Below are 17,766 nucleotides of genomic sequence, written 5' to 3' on the forward strand. Positions count from 1 at the left end.
ACCAGAGTAGGGCGATCACTCGTCCTTCACGACGAGTACCGGAACCGCCGCTTCGATGATCATGCGCTGTAGACCGCGTTCGAGGAGGAACTTGCCGGTCGCGGTCCGGCCGCGGCTACCGACCACAGCTCTCTCGGCACCGCTGCGCGCGAGCAACTCGACGACCGTTCCGACCGAATCACCGTTGTGCACCTCGGTGAGCAGTTCCCAGTCGCCTTCGCCGAGGACCTCTCGGACGTCGGCGACCACCGCGTCACTGTCGGTGGGATCGTCGAGAGGGGCCAGCACCAGGAGTGTCTGCCCGCGGTCGGAGGCTTCCCTGGCACCGGCGCGCAGGGCGGCGCGTCCCTCGGGGGTATCGGCATGGACGACGGCGACAGACATGATGCTCCTATGCGCGGTGGGACAGATGGACCACTGTGTACCAGTATCGCGGCCGATACCGGTGAATTCGGAATCCGTTCTGTGTGGAAGTGATCTCCGCGGGCGGTGCCGTGTCGGCCGGATCTCACCGGACCGACCTCACCAGGGCGCAGGTGCGTAGTCCTTGAGGAAACACCCGTACAGATCGACGCCGGCTTCACCCTGCACGACCGGGTCGTACACCCGCGCTGCCCCGTCGACCAGATCGAGCGGTGCGTGAAAGCCTTCCTCCGCCAACCTGATCTTCGTATGGTGGGGTCGTTCGTCGGTGATCCACCCCGTGTCGACGGCGGTCATGAGGATGCCGTCGCTCAGCATTTCCTCGGCGCTCGTCCGGGTGAGCATATTGAGGGCGGCTTTCGCCATGTTGGTGTGCGGGTGCCCCGCGCCCTTGTATCTGCGTCCTGCGAACTGGCCTTCCATCGCCGAGACATTGACGACGTACTTGCGGCGTGCCGGTGACGAGGCCATCGAGGGGCGCAGTCGATCGACGAGGATGAACGGCGCCACCGAGTTGCACAATTGCACTTCGAGTAGCTCGAGTGGCTCGACCTCGCCCACGGTCTGCACCCAGCTGTTGGTGTGCACAAGATCGGGGAGTAGACCGCCCGCGTCGATCGCGACGCCCGCGGCGATCCGCTCTGGCGTCGCCGATCCGGCCACCATCGCCAGCGACGACACCGCCTCCGGTGACAATGCACTGCCCGACAGGCTCCCGGCGAGCGCGGCGGGATGAGCATCCGACGGCTTACCGAACGTGAGGACTTCCGGACGAGGCCCCGCCGGAAGCGCCGCGGACTCGGCCTCGGCTAGGGCCGAATATGCGCCGGGGGAGCGTCGCACCGTCTGTGCCGCATTGTTGATGAGAATGTCCAGAGGACCCTGCGCTGCGACCTCGTCGGCGAGGGCGACGACCTGCGCCGGGTCGCGCAGATCGATTCCGACCACCCGCAGGCGGTGGAGCCAGTCGGCGCTGTCCTCCATTGCGCTGAACCGGCGGATCGCGTCGTTCGGGAAGCGGGTGGTGATCGTCGTGTGCGCGCCGTCGCGCAGCAGTCGCAGCGCGATGTACATCCCGATCTTGGCGCGACCACCGGTGAGCAGCGCGCGCCTGCCGGTCAGATCGGTGCGGGCGTCACGCTTGGCGTGATTCGCCGCTGCACACTCCGGGCACAGCTGATGGTAGAACGCGTCTACCTGGGTGTACTTGTTCTTGCAGACATAGCAGCCGCGCGGCCGCAGTAGTGTTCCCGCGCTTGCGCCCCGTACGGACGATGCCAGTGGAACACCGGCGGTCTCGTCGTCGATACGGGTAGGGGACCCCGTTGCGGTGGATTCGAGCACCTCGCGATCGGCCGCGGCCTTACGGTCGCGTCGCTCGTTTCGGCGGAGCCGCTTGAACTTCTTGAACATGTGCCCGACGGCGCGCTGCACCGTGACCGCATCCGGGTGATCGGCCGCGAAGTCGCCCGCCATATCGAGAACACGGAGGCAGGTGTCGAGGTCTGCGGGATCGATCCGATCGGATCGCGGTGTGTCGGTGGATGTCGGTGCTGTCTCGCTCTGGGGGTCCATATGCTCTTTTTCCGGTATGTGCAGTAGCAGATAATGGTAGCGGTGAGCGCCGAACGCACGACGCTCGTGTCCTGAGGATCACTTCGGAGGAATGATGAGTTCGACCGCACCCGCGGAGACGGTCTGCGCCAAGAAGAAGTTCGCCGACCTGAAGCCGTGGCAGAAGGTCCTGGTGTGCACACTCGCGAGCGTGCAGATCTCGCTTGCCGCGACCGCCTGGGTCGATCTCGCGCGGCGTCCCGCAGAAGAGGTCGACGGCAGCAAACTGAAGTGGGCCCTGATCATCGCCGTGAACTTCGTCGGGCCGCTCAGTTACTTCCGCACAGGACGCCGAAACTGAGAAGCTCGCCTCCGACGACAATGGCCCCGAACCTGAATCAAGTTCGGGGCCATCATGTTCGGAGTGTCCGAGGGGGGACTTGAACCCCCACGTCCGTTAATAGGACACTAGCACCTCAAGCTAGCGCGTCTGCCATTCCGCCACTCGGACCTATGCCATGCAGGCATGCGATGCACTCCCGCTCTCGCGGGCGCTGTCGAAAACAGTAGCGCATGAGTACGCCGTTCCCCAATTCGCCTGCCCAGACCCCTCTCGGGTCGTATCGATCCGGTCCGTCGGTGAGAAGGCCCCCATCCCGGCAACGACGAAGGCCCCGAACCTGATCGGTTCGGGGCCTTCGTCGTCTGTCTCGACTCAGAGTGTCCGAGGGGGGACTTGAACCCCCACGTCCGTTAATAGGACACTAGCACCTCAAGCTAGCGCGTCTGCCATTCCGCCACTCGGACTGATGCCTGCACCCGCTCCGGCGGGCGCTGTGAAAGATTAACGCACCACGCTCCAGCTCCCAAATCGCTACCCCTACCTGCAGTGATTCACAGCGCCTTCGATGGTAGACATGCAGGCATGGTCCCCACGTCGAGCGCGCATCCACCGTCCCGTGCCGAAGCCGAGGTCGTCGACCTCGTTTCCCGGCTCATCCGCTTCGATACGTCCAACACCGGCGACCTCGCCACCACCCGCGGCGAGAAGGAATGCGCCGAATGGGTCGCATCCCAGCTGCAGGAGGTCGGATACGAGACCACCTACGTCGAATCCGGTGCACCCGGCCGCGGCAACCTGTTCGCCAGACTCCCCGGCGCCGACCGCGACCGCGGGGCGTTGATGCTGCACGGCCACCTCGACGTGGTTCCCGCCGAACCGGCCGACTGGAGTGTGCACCCGTTCTCCGGGGCCGTCGAAGACGGCTACGTCTGGGGGCGTGGAGCGGTCGACATGAAAGACATGGTCGGCATGATGATCGCCGTAGCCCGACGCTTCAAAGCCGAGGGCATCGTCCCACCGCGCGACCTCGTCTTCGCGTTCCTCGCGGACGAGGAAGCCGGCGGCACCTACGGCTCCCATTGGCTGGTCCAGCATCGCCCCGATCTCTTCGAGGGGATTACCGAAGCCGTCGGTGAGGTCGGCGGTTTCTCGCTGACCGTTCCTCGTCCCGACGGGACGCAACGCCGTCTCTACATGGTCGAGACCGCCGAGAAGGGTCTCGGATGGATGCGTCTGACCGCGAAGGGACGCGCCGGACACGGATCGTTCCTGCACGAGGAGAACGCCGTCACGATTCTCGCGCAGGCCGTCGCCCGGCTGGGCACCCACACGTTCCCGCTCGTAGTCCCCGATTCGGTCGCCGAATTCCTTGCCGCCGCGGGGGAGGAGACCGGCCTGGACTTCGATCCCACATCGCCCGACCTCGAAGGCACTTTGGCCAAACTCGGGTCGATCGCCCGGATCGTCGGTGCCACCCTGCGCGACACCGCCAACCCCACGATGCTCGATGCAGGCTACAAGGCGAACGTCATCCCGCAGACCGCCGAAGCCGTCGTCGACTGCCGCATCCTGCCCGGTCGCCGCGCCGAGTTCGAGCGCACCGTCGACGAACTGATCGGTCCCGACGTCACCCGAGAATGGATCACCAGTCTCGATTCCTACGAGACCACGTTCGACGGCGACCTCGTCGATGCGATGAACGCCGCTATCGAGGCACACGACCCGTTGGGACGCACGGTGCCGTACATGCTGTCGGGCGGCACCGACGCCAAGGCATTCGCCAAGCTGGGAATCCGGTGCTTCGGCTTCGCGCCGCTGCAACTGCCCCCGGAACTCGACTTCGCGGCCCTGTTCCACGGTGTCGACGAGCGTGTCCCCGTCGACGCACTGCGCTTCGGCACGCGGGTCATGGAACACTTCCTCATGCATTCCTGATCACCGAAACAGATCACCGAACACAACCCGAAAGGACCGGCATGGCCTTCGATTACGACCCCTACAAGTTCCTGCCCGAGCTGCCCACCTTCCAGGTGACCAGCGAGGACTTCGCCGAAGGCGGACAGTGGAAGCTTCCGCAGGCCAGCGGCGCGTTCGGAATCCCCGGCGGCGGCGACGTCTCTCCCCAGCTGTCGTGGTCGGGATTCCCTGCCGAGACGAAGAGCTTCGTCGTGACCGTGTTCGACCCCGACGCGCCTACCGCGTCCGGGTTCTGGCACTGGGCTGTGGCGAACATCCCAGCCGACGTCACCGAGTTGCCGTCCGGTGCCGGTAGTGCGGATTCCGCTGCTCTGCCGACCGGGGCCGTGCAGTTGCGCCACGACGGAGGCGCCTTCGGATTCATCGGTGCCGCCCCGCCGGCCGGTCACGGCCATCACCGGTACATCGTCGCCGTGCACGCTCTCGACGTCGACACACTCGAAGGAGTCGGCCCGGAGGCCAGCCCGGCGTTCCTCGGCTTCAACGTATTCGGGCACGCCATCGCGCGTGGCCTGCTGACCGGTACCTACGAGGTCGAATAGACGAACGGACCAACCGGGGGCCGACACCGCCACGGTGTCGGCCCCCGGTCCTCTACCGGGACAACTCAGTGACCGGCGCCGACCGCATCCGCGATCGAGGCGTAGCCGGACGCCCGCAGCTTGCGAGCAAGTCCCTTGTTGAGTCGGCGCGTCCAGAACGCGCCGCCGTAGATGAACCCGGTGTAGCCCTGCACCAGCGATGCACCGGCCAGGATGCGTTCCCACGCCTGCTCCGGTGTCTCGATCCCCCCGACCGACACCAGAGTCAGACGATCTCCCACACGCCCGTACAACCGGCGCAGCACCTCGAGCGATCGTGCTGCCACAGGAGCGCCCGACAGGCCACCGGCTCCGATCTCCTCGATTCGGGCGGCGTCCGTATGCAATCCGTCGCGGCGGATGGTGGTGTTGGTCGCGACGATCCCGGCGAGCTTCAACTCGACGGCGAGATCGGCGACCGCGTCGATGTCCTCGTCGGACAGGTCCGGGGCGATCTTCACGAGCACAGGCACTGTCACAGTGTCGAGAACCGCCTGCAGCAGCGGCCGCAGCGACTCGACGGCCTGCAGATCCCGCAGACCCGGGGTGTTCGGGGACGACACGTTGACCACTATGAAGTCGGCGAGCGGACCGAGCAGTTGCGCGCTTGCGGTGTAGTCCTCGGCGGCCTGCTCGGCGGGCACGACCTTCGTCTTGCCGATGTTCGCGCCGATCGGCACCGTCCGGCGGCGCTGCCGCAGATGATTCGCGGCTTCACCGGCGCCGTGGTTGTTGAACCCCATCCGGTTGATCAGCGCGCGGTCCTCCGGCAGCCGGAACAAGCGCGGTGCCGGATTGCCGGGTTGTGCCTGCGCGGTGACCGTCCCGATTTCCGCGAAGCCGAATCCGAGCGGGCCCCACGCGTCGACACCCCTGGCATCCTTGTCGAAGCCTGCTGCCATGCCCACGGGATTCGGGAACCGCACACCGAACACGGTGTTGTCCAACACCGGATCGTCGACGGCGAGGATCTTCGACGCGAGCGCGCGGGTCGGCCCGAAGCCGGTGATCAGACGCAGCACAAAGAACACCACGTGGTGAATTCGTTCCGGCGGCACAAGGAACATCACGCGAAGAAGCAAGCGGTACACGAACAACTCCCTGCACAGGGGCGCGGAGGCCCCGAGACTCGATCAGCGGACGGTGGGTTCGGGGACGTGATGGCCGGTCTTGCGCCGCCGCAGCAGCACCCGGCGGCTGCCGTCGGGATACAACCGCAGCCGGGTCAGCTCCCAGCCGTGGAATTCGGCCGAGATCGCGAGTCGCAGCGACGCGCTGATCCGCGAGACTTCCTTCGGAAGCTTCAGTGGCACGTAGTCGTACTCGTCGTTGCTGGTGTCCCACCCCACGGGGAGGCGGGTGAACCGGCTCGCATTCTCGCTTGCCATCACTACCCTTCGACCGGGATCCTCTGCAGTCCGTCGCCGGTCGCCGATGCCACCACCAGTGCTGCATCTGCCGGATCGACGGCGAGCGAGTTGGGTTGCTGCACCGTCGAGAAGCGGTGGCGTTCCCTCGGGATACCGGTCGACAGATCGTAGCCCACGACCTCGTTACTGCCGGTCAGGGTGACCCACACCAGGTCGCGCTTCTCGTCGTAGGCCAGCGCGTACGGCGCCGGTCCTGCCGGATACCGCTGCCGCAGGACCAGCGAATCGAGGGTGTAGACCAGCAGTTCGTCGCCGTCGGTGTCGGTGACCATGACGCGGCCGAACGGGTCGCTGGTCATTTCGGTTGCGCCCTCGCCTGCGCGCAATGCGACGCGCAGACCCGAATCCTCCAGGTCGAGTTCGGTGATGGACGTCTGGTGGCGGTCCAGCGCGGCGACCGTGCCCCCGGCGACCGCGAGTGCGTCGACGGAGACGAGCCCGCTGATCGTCGAGTCCACCTCACCGGTCTCGGGGGCGACGACGAGCACAGTGCCATCCGCGGTTCCGACCACCCAGCGGCCGTCGGGAAGAACGGCAGCCGAACGCGCTTCCCCGTCGACCGGCACGTCGGTGACCGCTCCGGTGGTGGCATCGATCTGCGAGACCGCGCCCGCGGCGGGAGCCAGCACGCTGCCCTCGGGGCCCGGGGAGACGGTCGCCGCGGCGGCGGGCAGCGTCACCTCACGGGGCGCTGCGCCCGCGTCGTCGATCAGCAGCATTTTCCGACCGTCGTCGACGAGGGCAGCGACGGTGCTGGTGCCGGGGGCGATGACCATCGCCTCGACCGACTCCGCGAGCGGAGTGACGACCCCGGCGGGGGTGGTGCTCACCTGCGGTGCCACTGCGGCGGTGGCCGGCTCACGGGTCGGTACCGATTCGGCTGCCTCGTCGGACGAGGAACATCCGGCGACGAGAGTCACCGCGAGCCCGATCACCACCGCGGCGCTGCGCATCACCGGTCCACCCATCGTCGTCGCTCCTCGCTGTCGTGCTGTGACTGTGGCAGTGCCCTGACGGCAGCGCCGCCATCCAGTGTTCCCGATCGTCATCCCGTGAGTGCAGGCGCCTCCGTGCCGGTCAGCCCAGGTGTGACGTGGCGCTCACAGCGTGGGTGCAGACCCGTCCCGATGCGGCAGCACGAGCGGGGTCCCGGTCTCCGGGTGCGCGCTGACCCGCACCGGATAGTCGTAGACGCGGCTGAGCAGTTCCTCGGTGAGCACCGCGACGGGGCTGCCGTCGGCAACGAGAAGGCCCTTCTCCAGCACGCAGATGCGGTCGGCGTACGCCGCGGCGAGGCCGAGGTCGTGCAGCACCACCACCACCGCGTGGCCGTGATCGGCGCGGGACCGCACCACCTGCATGATCGTTTCCTGATGCCCGATGTCGAGTGCCGCGGTCGGCTCGTCCAGCAGCAGCGTCTGGGTGTCCTGGGCGAGCACCCGCGCCAGCGCGACCCGGGCCCGTTCACCACCGGACAACGCCGGAAACGGGCGGTCGGCGAGATGGGTCACGTCGCAGGTCGCGAACGCGGCATCGACGAGTTCGCCGTCGGCCCCCTGGCGGTCCGTACGCGCCCACGCGGCGCGGCCCATCTGCACCACCTGCCGTGCCGTGAAGGGAAAACCGACGGTGTGCTGCTGCGGCAGCACGGCGCGTCGCCGCGCCAACGCGAGGGGGGTCCACTCGTCGAGGCCACATCCGTCGACCTCGACGTGTCCGCCGCTGAGCGGATGATCGCCGGTCAGCGCGGCGAGCAGCGTCGACTTACCCGCGCCGTTGGGGCCGACCAGCGCGACCACTTCACCGACGCGGACCTCGAAGTCGATGCCGTGCAGAATCTCACGTTCGCCGCGCTGCAATCGGATTCCGGTGCCGCGCAGAGTCACGGAACCGGGCGCGGATCGCTCGGGCACGTGGTGGCGGCCACGCAACCGGCCGAGTATCGGAGTGACCGGAGAGGCGAACGAAATCCGGTTCACGCCCACCCACCCTGCTTCGCTCGGGTGCGGCGCAGCATCAGGAAGAACACCGGCCCGCCGATCAGCGCGGTGAGCATGCCGAGGGGAAGGTCGGCGTTGGATACCAGGGTGCGGGCACCGAGATCGGCTGCCAAGAGCACCACGGCGCCGCCCAGGACGCTGGCGAACATGAGGACACGGTGGGCGGGGCCGAGTGCCAGCCGCATCAGATGCGGTACGACGAGCCCGACGAACATGATGATGCCGGTGAATGCCACTGCCGCACTGACCAGCACCGCGACCGCGACGATCGCCACCTGCCGGACCCGCTCGACGTCGACCCCGAGATGGCGAGCCACGCTCTCACCGAGCGCGAGCACATCGAGTTTGGGCGCGAGCACAATCGCCACTGCGACCCCGACCACGGTGAGCGGAGCGACCACCGACACGATGTCCCACGTGGCGCCCCCGAGACTGCCCAACTGCCAGAACACGATCTGATCGCGGGCCGCGGGATTCGCGACGAAGGTGAAGAACGCAATCAGGCCGCCGGCCATGGCGTTGACGGCGACACCGGTGAGGATCACGGTGACGACTTCGGTCCGTCCTCCCGATCGCGACATCGCGTACACCAGGAACGTGGTGATCAGACCGGACAGCAACGCGGCCCACGCCAGCGACCATCCCGACGAGAAGGCGCCGCCGAGCACGATCACTGCGGAGGCGCCCACGGCGGCACCTGACGACACCCCGATCACGCCGGGTTCAGCGAGGGGGTTCGCGAAGATGCCCTGTAGCAGCGCGCCGGAGCAGCCCAGTGCGGCGCCGACGAGTATCGCCAGCACCACCCGCGGGAACCGCACCTCCCACAGCGTGACCTCACCGGCCGGATGCGCAGGCAGCGGCCCGAAATCGAGACCGAGTCGGTGCAGCACACTGCCCACTACCTCGGCGGGGCTGGTGGGTACCTGACCGAGACATGCCGACACGATCGCGAGCGCTACGAGCGCAACGACGAGTCCGGCGAACACCACGGTGGTGCGGGTGGGTCCGGCCTTGCGGAGCGCCTCGGCGGGCAGTCCGGTGGTTTCGCCGACCTCACTCACTGCAAGTATCCGTCCGCCCGCGGCTCGCTCACGCCGCGTCCGTGGGGTAGAACGCCTCGACAAGTGCTGCGAGCACCTCACCGGTCTCGGGGCCGAAGCTGAGCAGCACCGCGTCGTCCATGTCGACAATGCTGCCGTTCTTCCCGGCCGGGGTTTGCGCGACTCCGGGAAGCTCGGCCAGGCCTTCCGGTCCACCGACGGATTCGAGGCTGTGCGTCATGATCAGGATCGTGTCGGGTGCCGACGCGATCATGGCCTCGCTCGTTATCGGCACGAACTGCGATTCGAGACCGGCCACGGTTCCCGCGTCACGTCCGCCGAGGGCTTCGATCAACGCATCGGCACCGGAACCCGGACCACCGAGCATCTTGATCGCCGAGCCACGCAGATACAGGAACGCAACGGTGAAATCGGGGTGCTCCGCCGGAACAGCGGACTGCGCCGCGGCGATCTCGTCGTTGGTGCGGTGCACCAATGCCTCTCCCGCCTCGGGGACGCCGAGTGCTGCGGCGACCGACTCGATACCCTCCGCCACGGTGTCGAGGCTGCGTTCCGGATCGACGAACACCACCGGTACACCCGTGTCGCGCAACTGCTGCTGCACGGCCAACGGCCCGATCGAGGTGTCGGTGAGCACCACCGTCGGGTTCAACGCCAGAATCGCTTCGGTGTTGAGGCCGTGCCCGCCGGGTGTGACGTTCGGCAGGTGCTCACCGGCGGGAAAGATCGCGGTGGAGCGGCCGACGACATTGTCGCCGAGACCGAGGGAGAAGACGGTCTGGGCGAGGGTCCCGGAGCGGTCCGCGACCACGATCCGCGACACATCGGTGACGGTGACATCGACACCGTCGAAGCTACGGACCGTCGTGGGAAGGTTCGGGGACGGATCGTTGGTGATCGGTCGGGGATCGGGGTCGGCGACGGTCGCGGTGCGGGCGCCGGCCACAGATGTCCCGCTTCCGCCGGACTCGGTGCTGCAGCTGCCGAGCGCGAGCGTGACGATCGCCACGAGCAGCGCCGACAGGACCTTCACGGTCGAACGGAACATAGCGTTCAGACCCGCGCCCGGTATCGGTCGAGATCGGCGGCCAGGTCGGCGAACAACGCTCCGTTGAGCCCGAAGACGAGATTGGCCTCGTCGATCACTTGCTGCTGCTGGGCCTCGTCGAGGGGAGCGGCATCGAGCTTGGCGCGATAGGAGTCCTTGAACGGCTTCGTCTTCGGGATGTCGTCGAAGATGTAGAAGCGCAGCCCGTCGCGGTCGTAGCCGTAGGCGCGTTCGAGCATGCGGCGGATGATCTGCCCACCGGACAGGTCGCCCAGGTAGCGCAGGTAGTGGTGCGCCAGGAACGCTTCCGGGGAGGCCGCAGCGACCTGCTCGAGCCTTTCGACGTACGCGGCGGTGGCGGGCAGTGGCGTGAGTCCGTCACGCCACTGCGCACCGAGCAGGAACCCCAGGTCGGCCTCGAGCGCCGGAGTGCGAAGGAGTTCGGCGGTGAGGAACGGCCCGACGATCGGGTCGTCGGTGTAGGTGCGGCCGATCCGTTCGAGTGCGTCGTACACGAACCAGGTTTGGGCGATCAGCGCGGCATGTGCCGAGGCATCGAGCTTCCCGTCGAGCAGTTCGGTGACGAAGACCGAGTTCTCGGTGTCCGAGTGTGCCTTCTGCGTTTCGATCCGGATCCGCTCGGCGAACCCTGCGACCTCGATCGTGGTCATCGACCCACCTCTCTGTACTGCCCCTCATCACCCTCTTGGCAGGACAGCCTAACCTTTGTGAGGTGGACCGGCGAGTGCCGGTTCCAGCTCACGCACTGACATCGTCGAGCGCAGCCGAAATCGCCGGCGGCAACGCCAGCTCCTCCGCGACCAGCACTCCTGTCAACTGTGCCAGATCACGCGCGCCGACCAGAGCCGAGGCGACGTGCGGGCGATCGCGCACCCACGCCAGCGCCACGGCCAACGGGGATGTGCCGAGCCCGTCCGCTGCGGTAGCGACCGCGTCGACCACCCGGACCGCGGACTTCGTCAGGTACCGCTGCACTTCTTCGGTGTGCACGTCGTCGGCGCCCCGCGAGTCGGCGGGCGTCCCCGAGCGGTACTTGCCGGTGAGCACACCACCGGCGAGCGGGACCGCCGCGAACACACCGACACCATGATGCGCAGCCGCGGGAATCAGTTCCTCTTCGACGCCCCGGGCAAGCAGCGAGTACTCGACCTGTGTGCACACCAGCGGCGCGGGCCGTCGGGTACGCGCAGCCGCGGTCGCGAGCTGCCACCCGAGGAAGCCACGCACCCCGACATACCGGACGCGGCCACTGGACACCGCGAACTCGAGAGCCGAAGCGACCTCGTCGACAGGTGTGTGCGGGTCCCAGGTCGCGACCTGCCAGATATCGAGATGATCGGTGCCCAGCTCGCGGAGCGTGTGGTCGAGCTGCGTGAGCAGCCCCCCGCGGGAGCAGTCGACCCGGCCGGCACCCAGCTTGGTGGTGTCGATCCCGGAACTACCCGAGAGCACCAGTTCGTCGCGGGGCACCACATCGTCGAGCAGCTCGGCGAGGATGCGCTGCGCGACCCCGTCTCCGTACGCGGGGGAAGTATCGACGAGGGTGCCGCCCGCGTCGACGAACGCCGACAACTGGGCCGCCGCTTCGTCACCGTCGGTACCGCGCCCCCAAGTCAACGTTCCGAGCCCGAGCCGCGACACGCGCAGCCCACTCGAGCCCACTGTTCTGTGTTCCATCCGCCTGTGATCCTCCCGACCGGAGAGAACGTGCCGATCGATGCACGGCCGTTCCCTGACTGGCACCTTAATGTCGGATGCACGACGAGTGATGGTCCGCCGCGCCGCGTACTGTTTCGCGGGTGAATCGGAATCTGCGCTCTTCGAATGCGGGCACCTCGACCCCTCGTCCTTCCTCATCCCGCGGCGGCGCCGGAGTCGCGGCATGACCGAATCGATGACCTGGCTGCAGACCATCATTCTCGGACTCGTGCAGGGCCTGACCGAATTCCTGCCGATCTCTTCGTCCGGTCACATGCGGATCGTCTCCGAATTGTTCTTCGGGGCAGACGCAGGCGCATCCTTCACCGCCGTGACACAGCTCGGCACCGAAGCCGCCGTTCTGTTGTTCTTCGCCGGCGACATCTGGCGCATCCTGTGCGCGTGGTTCCGCGGCGTGTTCCACAAGGAGCACCGCGACAACCACGACTACAAGATGGGTTGGTATGTGATTCTCGGCACCATCCCGATCGGCATCCTGGGTCTGGTGTTCAAGGACGAGATCCGCACCGTCGCACGCAACCTGTGGCTCGTGGCGACCATGCTCATCGTCTTCTCCTTCGTCATCGCCGCCGCCGAGTACTACGGACGCCAACGCCGCACCGTCGAGCAGCTCACCCTCAAGGACGGCCTGATCATGGGTTCGGCGCAGGCACTCGCTCTGATTCCCGGCGTGTCCCGCTCCGGTGGCACCATCTCCGCCGGCCTGTTCCTCGGGCTGACCCGCGAAGCAGCAGCGCGATACTCGTTCCTGTTGGCCATCCCGGCCGTCCTCGCCTCGGGGTTGTTCAGCCTCCCCGACGCGTTCGAGCCCGTCGGCGAGGGGCTCGAGGCCTCCGGCCCGCAGCTCGCCGTCGCGACGCTCATCGCGTTCGGTGTCGGCTACGCGGCGATCGCCTGGCTGCTCAGGTTCGTGGTGAACCACTCGATGTACTGGTTCGTCGGATACCGCATCATCATCGGCCTGCTGCTGTTCGGTCTGCTCGGAACCGGTGCGATCGCGGCGACGTAGCCGTCGTCGAACGCTCGGCTACCACGAGACATCTAGGCTGGATCACATGACGGTCATCCTGCTGCGCCACGGACGGTCGACGGCCAACACCTCCCACATGCTGGCCGGCCGCGCCCCCGGAGTGGAACTCGACGAGGTCGGCCATGTGCAGGCCAAGAACCTTCTCACCCGATTGACCGGTCTCGAGATCACCGAGATCGTCCGGTCGCCACTGCTGCGCTGCCGGCAGACCGTGCAACCGCTGGCCATCGACCGGGGCCTGACACCGACGATCGACGACCGGCTCGCCGAAGTCGACTACGGGCAGTGGACCGGCCGCAAACTCGGCGACCTCGTCCGCGAGCCGCTGTGGAAGATCGTGCAACAGCACGCGTCCGCCGCGATATTTCCCGGCGGTGAAGGACTCGCGCAGGTGCAGGCCCGCGCGGTCGAAGCGATCCGAGAGCACGACCGCCGGCTCGCCGACACCCACGGCAAGGACGTCGTGTGGGTCGCGTGCAGCCACGGCGACGTCATCAAGGCAATCCTGGCCGACGCACTGGCCACCCACCTCGACGGTTTCCAGCGCATCGTCGCCGAGCCCGCATCGATCAGCGTCGTGCGCTACACCGACACCCGGCCCTTCGTGTTGCGCGTCAACGACACCGGCAGCGACCTCTCCGGTCTTGCGGTCGCCGACGCCCCGAAGTCCGTACCCGGAGGTGAAGTGCCCGGCAGCGGGACCGAAGAATCCCCGGCCGACGACACCCGGGAGGAACACGGCACCCGGAGCGGATAATGACAGTGACCGACATGGCACAGTGGACGAACTCGAGGAGGTGCAATGGCCCGCGCAATACACGTCTTCCGGACCCCGGATCGGTTCGTTGCCGGCACCGTCGGTGAACCCGGCGACCGGGTGTTCTACCTGCAGGCCGTACACGACTCCCGGGTGGTGAGCGTGATACTGGAGAAGCAGCAGGTCCAGATCCTCGCCGACCGGATGGGGCTGCTGCTCGAAGAGGTCCACCGGCGGTTCGGCACCACGCTGCCCGACGACGCCGACGTCGACACCAGCCCTCTGGAAACTCCCATCGACGCGGAATTCCGGGTCGGCACCATGGGATTGGGCTGGGACGCAGACTCCGGAGCCGTCGTCGTCGAACTGCTCGCCGTCACCGAAACCGAACTCGACGAATCCGTCGTACTCGACGACACCGAGGAAGGCCCCGACGCCGTCCGGGTGTTCCTGACCCCGATCCAGGCGCGCGGCTTCGCGACGCGTTCCGAGATGGTGATCTCCGCGGGACGCGCCCCATGCCCGCTGTGCGGCGAGCCCATCGGCGGCGAGGGCCACATCTGCATACGCACCAACGGTTATCTCCGCAGTCCGGGTTTCGATCCGACCTCGTGGTTCGACGAGGAGAGCTGACGCGGTGGCGGTTCCCGACGTGCGCGGCGTGCTGGCCGACGGTGAGCTGACCGTCGTCGGCCAGATCGTGCACGCCAGCAATGCCACGCTCGTCTGCGACGCCACACTCGGCTCACAGAGCGTGCGGTGCGTCTACAAGCCCGTCCGAGGGGAACGCCCGCTCTGGGATTTCCCGGACGGCACCCTCGCCGGTCGTGAAGTCGCCTCCTACCTCGTCTCCGAAGCACTCGGCTGGGACGTCATCCCCATGACGGTGCTGCGCGACGGCCCCTTCGGGACCGGCATGGTGCAACGTTGGATCGACACCCGTGCCGACTCCGCAGACCGGCTCGACCTCGTCGACATCTGCCCGATCGATGCCGTCCCCGACGGGTGGCTGCCCGTGCTGCACGCCCGCGACATGGACGGCAGCGACGTGGCGCTCGTCCACGCCGACGACCCCCGCCTGCAGCGGATGGCCGTGCTCGACGTCGTCCTCAACAACGCCGACCGCAAGGGCGGGCACATCCTCGAAGGTCTCGACGGCACCGTCTACGGCATCGACCATGGCATCTGCCTGCATTCTCAGAACAAGCTCCGGACCGTGCTGTGGGGATGGGCGAACTCCACCGTCGACCAGGCGCTGCTCACCGACCTCGACAAGCTCGCCCGCAGATTCGACGAAGACTTCGCCGACATGTTGCGCGAACACATCACCGACGACGAAGCCGCAGCCTTGCATCACCGCATCACCGCGCTGCTCGAACGGCCCGTGATGCCCCGCCCCGTCGGGGAGCGGCGCATTCCCTGGCCTGCGTTCTGATCGAGGTCAGTGGACCTCGGCGCTCTTCTTCCGCTTCGGAATGAAATGCACGATCAGCACGACGAGCGCGCCCAGGGCCAGCCCGACGATCGCGGACGTCACGGTACCCGCCGTCCACGACAGGACACCGCCGAGCCCGCCGTGCACGAGCTCACCGAACCAATGCTCGAGATCATGGAGACGATCGGCAGGCCAATGGAACCCGGCCTCACCGACGTTGACGAGCAGAATGTGCCCACCGACCCACAGCATCGCGGCGATACCGACCACCGTGAGCACCGACATCACCTTCGGCATCGCGGCCACCAGAGCGCGCCCCACCCGCTGACTGATTGTCGATGTGCGTTGAGCGAGCGACAGGCCCACGTCGTCCATCTTCACGATCAACGCGACCACCCCGTACACGAGGATGGTGATCATGATCGCGACGACGATCAGCACCAGCAGCCGGGTCACGAACGGCTCGTTCTCGACCGACGACAGCGAGATCACCATGATCTCCGCCGACAGGATCAGGTCGGTGCGGATCGCGCCGCTCACCATCGACTTCTCGAACTCGGGTCCGCGCACCGCGGCCGGAACGTCGTCTTCGGCGTGATGACCGCCGAACAGCGCTTCGTAGACCTTCTCGGCACCCTCGAAGCACAGGAACAAACCACCGGCAATCAGTAGATACGGCAGTGCCTGCGGAAGGAACTGACTCAGCAACATCGCCACCGGCAGGATGATCAGCAGCTTGTTGCGGATCGAGCCGATTGCGATCTTGCGGATGATCGGCAGTTCGCGGTCGGGGGAGAAGCCGTGCACATAGCGGGGGGTGACAGCGGTGTCGTCGACCACCACTCCCGCAGCCTTGATGCTCGCCTTACCGGCCGCTGCACCGATATCGTCGATGGACGCCGCAGCCGCCTTTGCCAGTACCGCTACGTCGTCCAGCAGAGCGACGAGACCACCAGCCACGGGAACCTCCCACAATCTCGAGATCGGTAGAGCCGAACACGTGGTCGTGGCCGACACCGCACCGTACCGAATCCATGGTGACGCACGACCGCGGAGCAGGGGCAAGGCCGCGTGATTCGCCCACTCCATTAGGCTCGGGTTCATGCTGTCTTGGTCCGATGTCGCGATTCCGTCCGTGCCCGGTGAAGGCCCCCCACTGAGGTTGTTCGACACCGCCGACCGAGCGGTGCGCCCCGTCACCCCCGGCGCGACGGCCACCATGTACGTGTGTGGCATCACCCCGTACGACGCCACTCATCTCGGGCACGCCGCCACCTACCTGACCTTCGACCTGGTCAACCGCATCTGGCGCGACAACGGGCACGACGTTCACTACGTGCAGAACGTCACGGACGTCGACGACCCGTTGTTCGAACGCGCCGACCGCGACGGCGAGGACTGGGTCGTGCTCGGCATGCGCGAAACCGCTCTGTTCCGTGAAGACATGGAAGCCCTGCGGGTCCTGCCGCCACGCGACTACATCGGTGCCGTGGAGTCGGTGGGCGAGGTCGTCGAACTCGTCGAGAAACTTGTCGCATCCGGAGCCGCCTACACCGTCGACGACGCCGAGTACCCCGACGTGTACTTCCGTGTCGACGCGACCGAACAGTTCGGATACGAATCCGGCTACGACCACACCACGATGATGCAGTTCTTCGGCGAGCGCGGCGGCGACCCCGCCCGCCCCGGCAAACGCAACCCGCTCGACGCCCTGCTGTGGCGGGCCCGGCGTCCCGGCGAACCGTCGTGGCCGTCCCCGTTCGGCGACGGACGCCCCGGCTGGCACATCGAATGCGCCGCGATCGCCCTCAACCGCATCGGCTCCGGCTTCGACGTCCAAGGCGGCGGCAGCGACCTGATCTTCCCGCACCACGAATTCTCCGCCGCGCACGCCGAAGCCGTCACCGGCGACCGCCGCTTCGCGCGGCACTACGTGCACACCGGCATGATCGGCCTCGACGGCGAGAAGATGTCCAAGTCGCGCGGCAATCTCGTGTTCGTCTCGAAGCTGCGCGGCGAAGGCGTCGACCCGGCCGCGATCCGGCTCGGTCTGCTCTCCGGCCACTACCGCCTCGACCGGCCGTGGACAGCGGACGTGCTCGCGTCCGCGCAGTCCCGCCTCGATCTGTGGCGCCGGGCAGCGGCGTTGCCGTCCGCGGCGTCCGCCGACGACACGGTCGCGCGGTTGCGTCAGCACCTCGCCGACGACCTGGACACCCCCAAGGCCCTCGCCGCCCTCGACGCGTGGGCGCAATTCGCGGTCGATCGCGGCGGCGACGACACCTCCGCACCGGGACTGTTCGCCGCCGCCGTCGACGCGCTGCTGGGTGTGCCACTGCGCTGACCCACGGGCGGCGGAACCGCACTGTCGTACCCCGTCCCTA

Annotated in this window: 19 protein-coding genes and 2 tRNA genes; 8 read left to right on the top strand and 13 right to left on the bottom strand. The window is 67.3% G+C overall.

Annotation, left to right across the window (positions count from 1 at the left end; translation table 11 throughout):
- Positions 1 to 15: 15 nt before the first annotated feature.
- Both ACTDXD_RS23835 and ACTDXD_RS23840 read right to left on the bottom strand, forming a co-directional pair.
- Positions 16 to 384 (bottom strand): universal stress protein, encoded by a 369-nt coding sequence (locus ACTDXD_RS23835; RefSeq protein WP_440124650.1) that lies wholly within the window; start codon positions 382 to 384, stop codon positions 16 to 18.
- A 138-nt stretch (positions 385 to 522) separates the two neighbouring features.
- The gene (locus tag ACTDXD_RS23840; protein WP_440124651.1) at positions 523 to 1,998 is read right to left on the bottom strand and encodes an SDR family NAD(P)-dependent oxidoreductase; all 1,476 of its coding nucleotides are present in this window, start codon (positions 1,996 to 1,998) and stop codon (positions 523 to 525) included.
- A 94-nt stretch (positions 1,999 to 2,092) separates the two neighbouring features.
- Between ACTDXD_RS23840 and ACTDXD_RS23845 the strand changes: the two genes are divergently transcribed.
- Positions 2,093 to 2,338, top strand: a complete 246-nt coding sequence (locus ACTDXD_RS23845) for a PLDc N-terminal domain-containing protein (protein ID WP_440127772.1) — start codon at positions 2,093 to 2,095, stop codon at positions 2,336 to 2,338.
- A 64-nt stretch (positions 2,339 to 2,402) separates the two neighbouring features.
- Here ACTDXD_RS23845 and ACTDXD_RS23850 read toward each other — a convergent pair.
- Both ACTDXD_RS23850 and ACTDXD_RS23855 read right to left on the bottom strand, forming a co-directional pair.
- Positions 2,403 to 2,488, bottom strand: a tRNA-Leu gene (locus ACTDXD_RS23850).
- 210 nt (positions 2,489 to 2,698) lie between these two features.
- Positions 2,699 to 2,784: transfer RNA gene (locus tag ACTDXD_RS23855), tRNA-Leu, on the bottom strand.
- A gap of 118 nt (positions 2,785 to 2,902) precedes the next feature.
- Here ACTDXD_RS23855 and ACTDXD_RS23860 point away from each other — a divergent pair.
- Complete coding sequence (locus ACTDXD_RS23860; RefSeq protein WP_440124652.1) at positions 2,903 to 4,255, top strand: M20/M25/M40 family metallo-hydrolase; 1,353 nt, start codon at positions 2,903 to 2,905, stop codon at positions 4,253 to 4,255.
- A gap of 41 nt (positions 4,256 to 4,296) precedes the next feature.
- Positions 4,297 to 4,839: a YbhB/YbcL family Raf kinase inhibitor-like protein gene (locus ACTDXD_RS23865; RefSeq protein ID WP_440124653.1), complete on the top strand. Its 543-nt coding sequence runs from the start codon at positions 4,297 to 4,299 to the stop codon at positions 4,837 to 4,839.
- Positions 4,840 to 4,904: 65 nt separating this feature from the next.
- On the opposite strand, the gene ACTDXD_RS23870 is transcribed toward ACTDXD_RS23865, so the two are convergent.
- The 8 genes from ACTDXD_RS23870 to ACTDXD_RS23905 form a co-directional block, all read right to left on the bottom strand.
- Positions 4,905 to 5,969 carry a quinone-dependent dihydroorotate dehydrogenase gene (locus ACTDXD_RS23870; protein ID WP_440124654.1) on the bottom strand — a complete coding sequence of 355 codons (1,065 nt, stop codon included), beginning with the start codon at positions 5,967 to 5,969 and terminating at the stop codon, positions 4,905 to 4,907.
- Positions 5,970 to 6,011: 42 nt separating this feature from the next.
- Positions 6,012 to 6,266, bottom strand: coding sequence for a DUF5703 family protein (locus ACTDXD_RS23875; protein WP_169690516.1), 255 nt, complete (start codon positions 6,264 to 6,266; stop codon positions 6,012 to 6,014).
- 2 nt (positions 6,267 to 6,268) lie between these two features.
- Entirely contained in the window at positions 6,269 to 7,276 is a 1,008-nt protein-coding gene (locus ACTDXD_RS23880) for a hypothetical protein (protein WP_440124655.1), read from the bottom strand.
- A gap of 132 nt (positions 7,277 to 7,408) precedes the next feature.
- Entirely contained in the window at positions 7,409 to 8,194 is a 786-nt protein-coding gene (locus ACTDXD_RS23885) for a heme ABC transporter ATP-binding protein (protein WP_440127773.1), read from the bottom strand.
- An 89-nt stretch (positions 8,195 to 8,283) separates the two neighbouring features.
- On the bottom strand, positions 8,284 to 9,345 hold the full coding sequence (locus ACTDXD_RS23890; protein WP_440127774.1) for a FecCD family ABC transporter permease: 1,062 nt from the start codon (positions 9,343 to 9,345) through the stop codon (positions 8,284 to 8,286).
- Between the two features lie 55 nt (positions 9,346 to 9,400).
- Positions 9,401 to 10,420: a heme/hemin ABC transporter substrate-binding protein gene (locus tag ACTDXD_RS23895; protein ID WP_440124656.1), complete on the bottom strand. Its 1,020-nt coding sequence runs from the start codon at positions 10,418 to 10,420 to the stop codon at positions 9,401 to 9,403.
- Between the two features lie 5 nt (positions 10,421 to 10,425).
- Complete coding sequence (locus ACTDXD_RS23900; RefSeq protein ID WP_440124657.1) at positions 10,426 to 11,091, bottom strand: heme oxygenase (biliverdin-producing); 666 nt, start codon at positions 11,089 to 11,091, stop codon at positions 10,426 to 10,428.
- An 88-nt stretch (positions 11,092 to 11,179) separates the two neighbouring features.
- On the bottom strand, positions 11,180 to 12,118 hold the full coding sequence (locus ACTDXD_RS23905; protein WP_440124658.1) for an aldo/keto reductase: 939 nt from the start codon (positions 12,116 to 12,118) through the stop codon (positions 11,180 to 11,182).
- A 205-nt stretch (positions 12,119 to 12,323) separates the two neighbouring features.
- Between ACTDXD_RS23905 and ACTDXD_RS23910 the strand changes: the two genes are divergently transcribed.
- Genes ACTDXD_RS23910 through ACTDXD_RS23925 form a run of 4 tightly spaced genes read left to right on the top strand, consistent with a single transcriptional unit; the run spans position 12,324 to position 15,382 of the window.
- A complete protein-coding gene (locus ACTDXD_RS23910) occupies positions 12,324 to 13,169 on the top strand; it encodes an undecaprenyl-diphosphate phosphatase (RefSeq protein ID WP_440124659.1) in 846 nt (281 codons plus the stop codon).
- A gap of 46 nt (positions 13,170 to 13,215) precedes the next feature.
- Positions 13,216 to 13,947, top strand: coding sequence for a histidine phosphatase family protein (locus tag ACTDXD_RS23915; RefSeq protein ID WP_440124660.1), 732 nt, complete (start codon positions 13,216 to 13,218; stop codon positions 13,945 to 13,947).
- A gap of 45 nt (positions 13,948 to 13,992) precedes the next feature.
- Positions 13,993 to 14,580, top strand: a complete 588-nt coding sequence (locus ACTDXD_RS23920; protein ID WP_440124661.1) for a DUF3090 domain-containing protein — start codon at positions 13,993 to 13,995, stop codon at positions 14,578 to 14,580.
- A 4-nt stretch (positions 14,581 to 14,584) separates the two neighbouring features.
- Positions 14,585 to 15,382: an SCO1664 family protein gene (locus ACTDXD_RS23925; protein WP_440124662.1), complete on the top strand. Its 798-nt coding sequence runs from the start codon at positions 14,585 to 14,587 to the stop codon at positions 15,380 to 15,382.
- A 6-nt stretch (positions 15,383 to 15,388) separates the two neighbouring features.
- Here ACTDXD_RS23925 and ACTDXD_RS23930 read toward each other — a convergent pair whose 3' ends face one another.
- Positions 15,389 to 16,342: a DUF808 domain-containing protein gene (locus ACTDXD_RS23930; RefSeq protein ID WP_440124663.1), complete on the bottom strand. Its 954-nt coding sequence runs from the start codon at positions 16,340 to 16,342 to the stop codon at positions 15,389 to 15,391.
- A 142-nt stretch (positions 16,343 to 16,484) separates the two neighbouring features.
- Here ACTDXD_RS23930 and mshC point away from each other — a divergent pair, with 142 nt between their 5' ends.
- A complete protein-coding gene (gene mshC, locus ACTDXD_RS23935) occupies positions 16,485 to 17,726 on the top strand; it encodes a cysteine--1-D-myo-inosityl 2-amino-2-deoxy-alpha-D-glucopyranoside ligase (RefSeq protein ID WP_440124664.1) in 1,242 nt (413 codons plus the stop codon).
- Positions 17,727 to 17,766 lie beyond the last annotated feature (40 nt).

Source organism: Rhodococcus sp. SJ-3, assembly GCF_051918125.1.
Lineage (GTDB): Bacteria > Actinomycetota > Actinomycetes > Mycobacteriales > Mycobacteriaceae > Rhodococcus.

Excerpts from the sequence above, each read along its gene's own strand:
- ACTDXD_RS23835 (WP_440124650.1), bottom strand. The coding sequence starts at position 384 with ATGTCTGTCGCCGTCGTCCATGCCGATACCCCCGAGGGACGCGCCGCC.
- ACTDXD_RS23840 (WP_440124651.1), bottom strand. The coding sequence starts at position 1,998 with ATGGACCCCCAGAGCGAGACAGCACCGACATCCACCGACACACCGCGA.
- ACTDXD_RS23845 (WP_440127772.1), top strand. The coding sequence starts at position 2,093 with ATGAGTTCGACCGCACCCGCGGAGACGGTCTGCGCCAAGAAGAAGTTC.
- ACTDXD_RS23860 (WP_440124652.1), top strand. The coding sequence starts at position 2,903 with ATGGTCCCCACGTCGAGCGCGCATCCACCGTCCCGTGCCGAAGCCGAG.
- ACTDXD_RS23865 (WP_440124653.1), top strand. The coding sequence starts at position 4,297 with ATGGCCTTCGATTACGACCCCTACAAGTTCCTGCCCGAGCTGCCCACC.
- ACTDXD_RS23875 (WP_169690516.1), bottom strand. The coding sequence starts at position 6,266 with ATGGCAAGCGAGAATGCGAGCCGGTTCACCCGCCTCCCCGTGGGGTGG.
- ACTDXD_RS23880 (WP_440124655.1), bottom strand. The coding sequence starts at position 7,276 with ATGGGTGGACCGGTGATGCGCAGCGCCGCGGTGGTGATCGGGCTCGCG.
- ACTDXD_RS23895 (WP_440124656.1), bottom strand. The coding sequence starts at position 10,420 with ATGTTCCGTTCGACCGTGAAGGTCCTGTCGGCGCTGCTCGTGGCGATC.
- ACTDXD_RS23900 (WP_440124657.1), bottom strand. The coding sequence starts at position 11,091 with ATGACCACGATCGAGGTCGCAGGGTTCGCCGAGCGGATCCGGATCGAA.
- ACTDXD_RS23905 (WP_440124658.1), bottom strand. The coding sequence starts at position 12,118 with ATGGAACACAGAACAGTGGGCTCGAGTGGGCTGCGCGTGTCGCGGCTC.
- ACTDXD_RS23910 (WP_440124659.1), top strand. The coding sequence starts at position 12,324 with ATGACCGAATCGATGACCTGGCTGCAGACCATCATTCTCGGACTCGTG.
- ACTDXD_RS23915 (WP_440124660.1), top strand. The coding sequence starts at position 13,216 with ATGACGGTCATCCTGCTGCGCCACGGACGGTCGACGGCCAACACCTCC.
- ACTDXD_RS23920 (WP_440124661.1), top strand. The coding sequence starts at position 13,993 with ATGGCCCGCGCAATACACGTCTTCCGGACCCCGGATCGGTTCGTTGCC.
- mshC (WP_440124664.1), top strand. The coding sequence starts at position 16,485 with ATGCTGTCTTGGTCCGATGTCGCGATTCCGTCCGTGCCCGGTGAAGGC.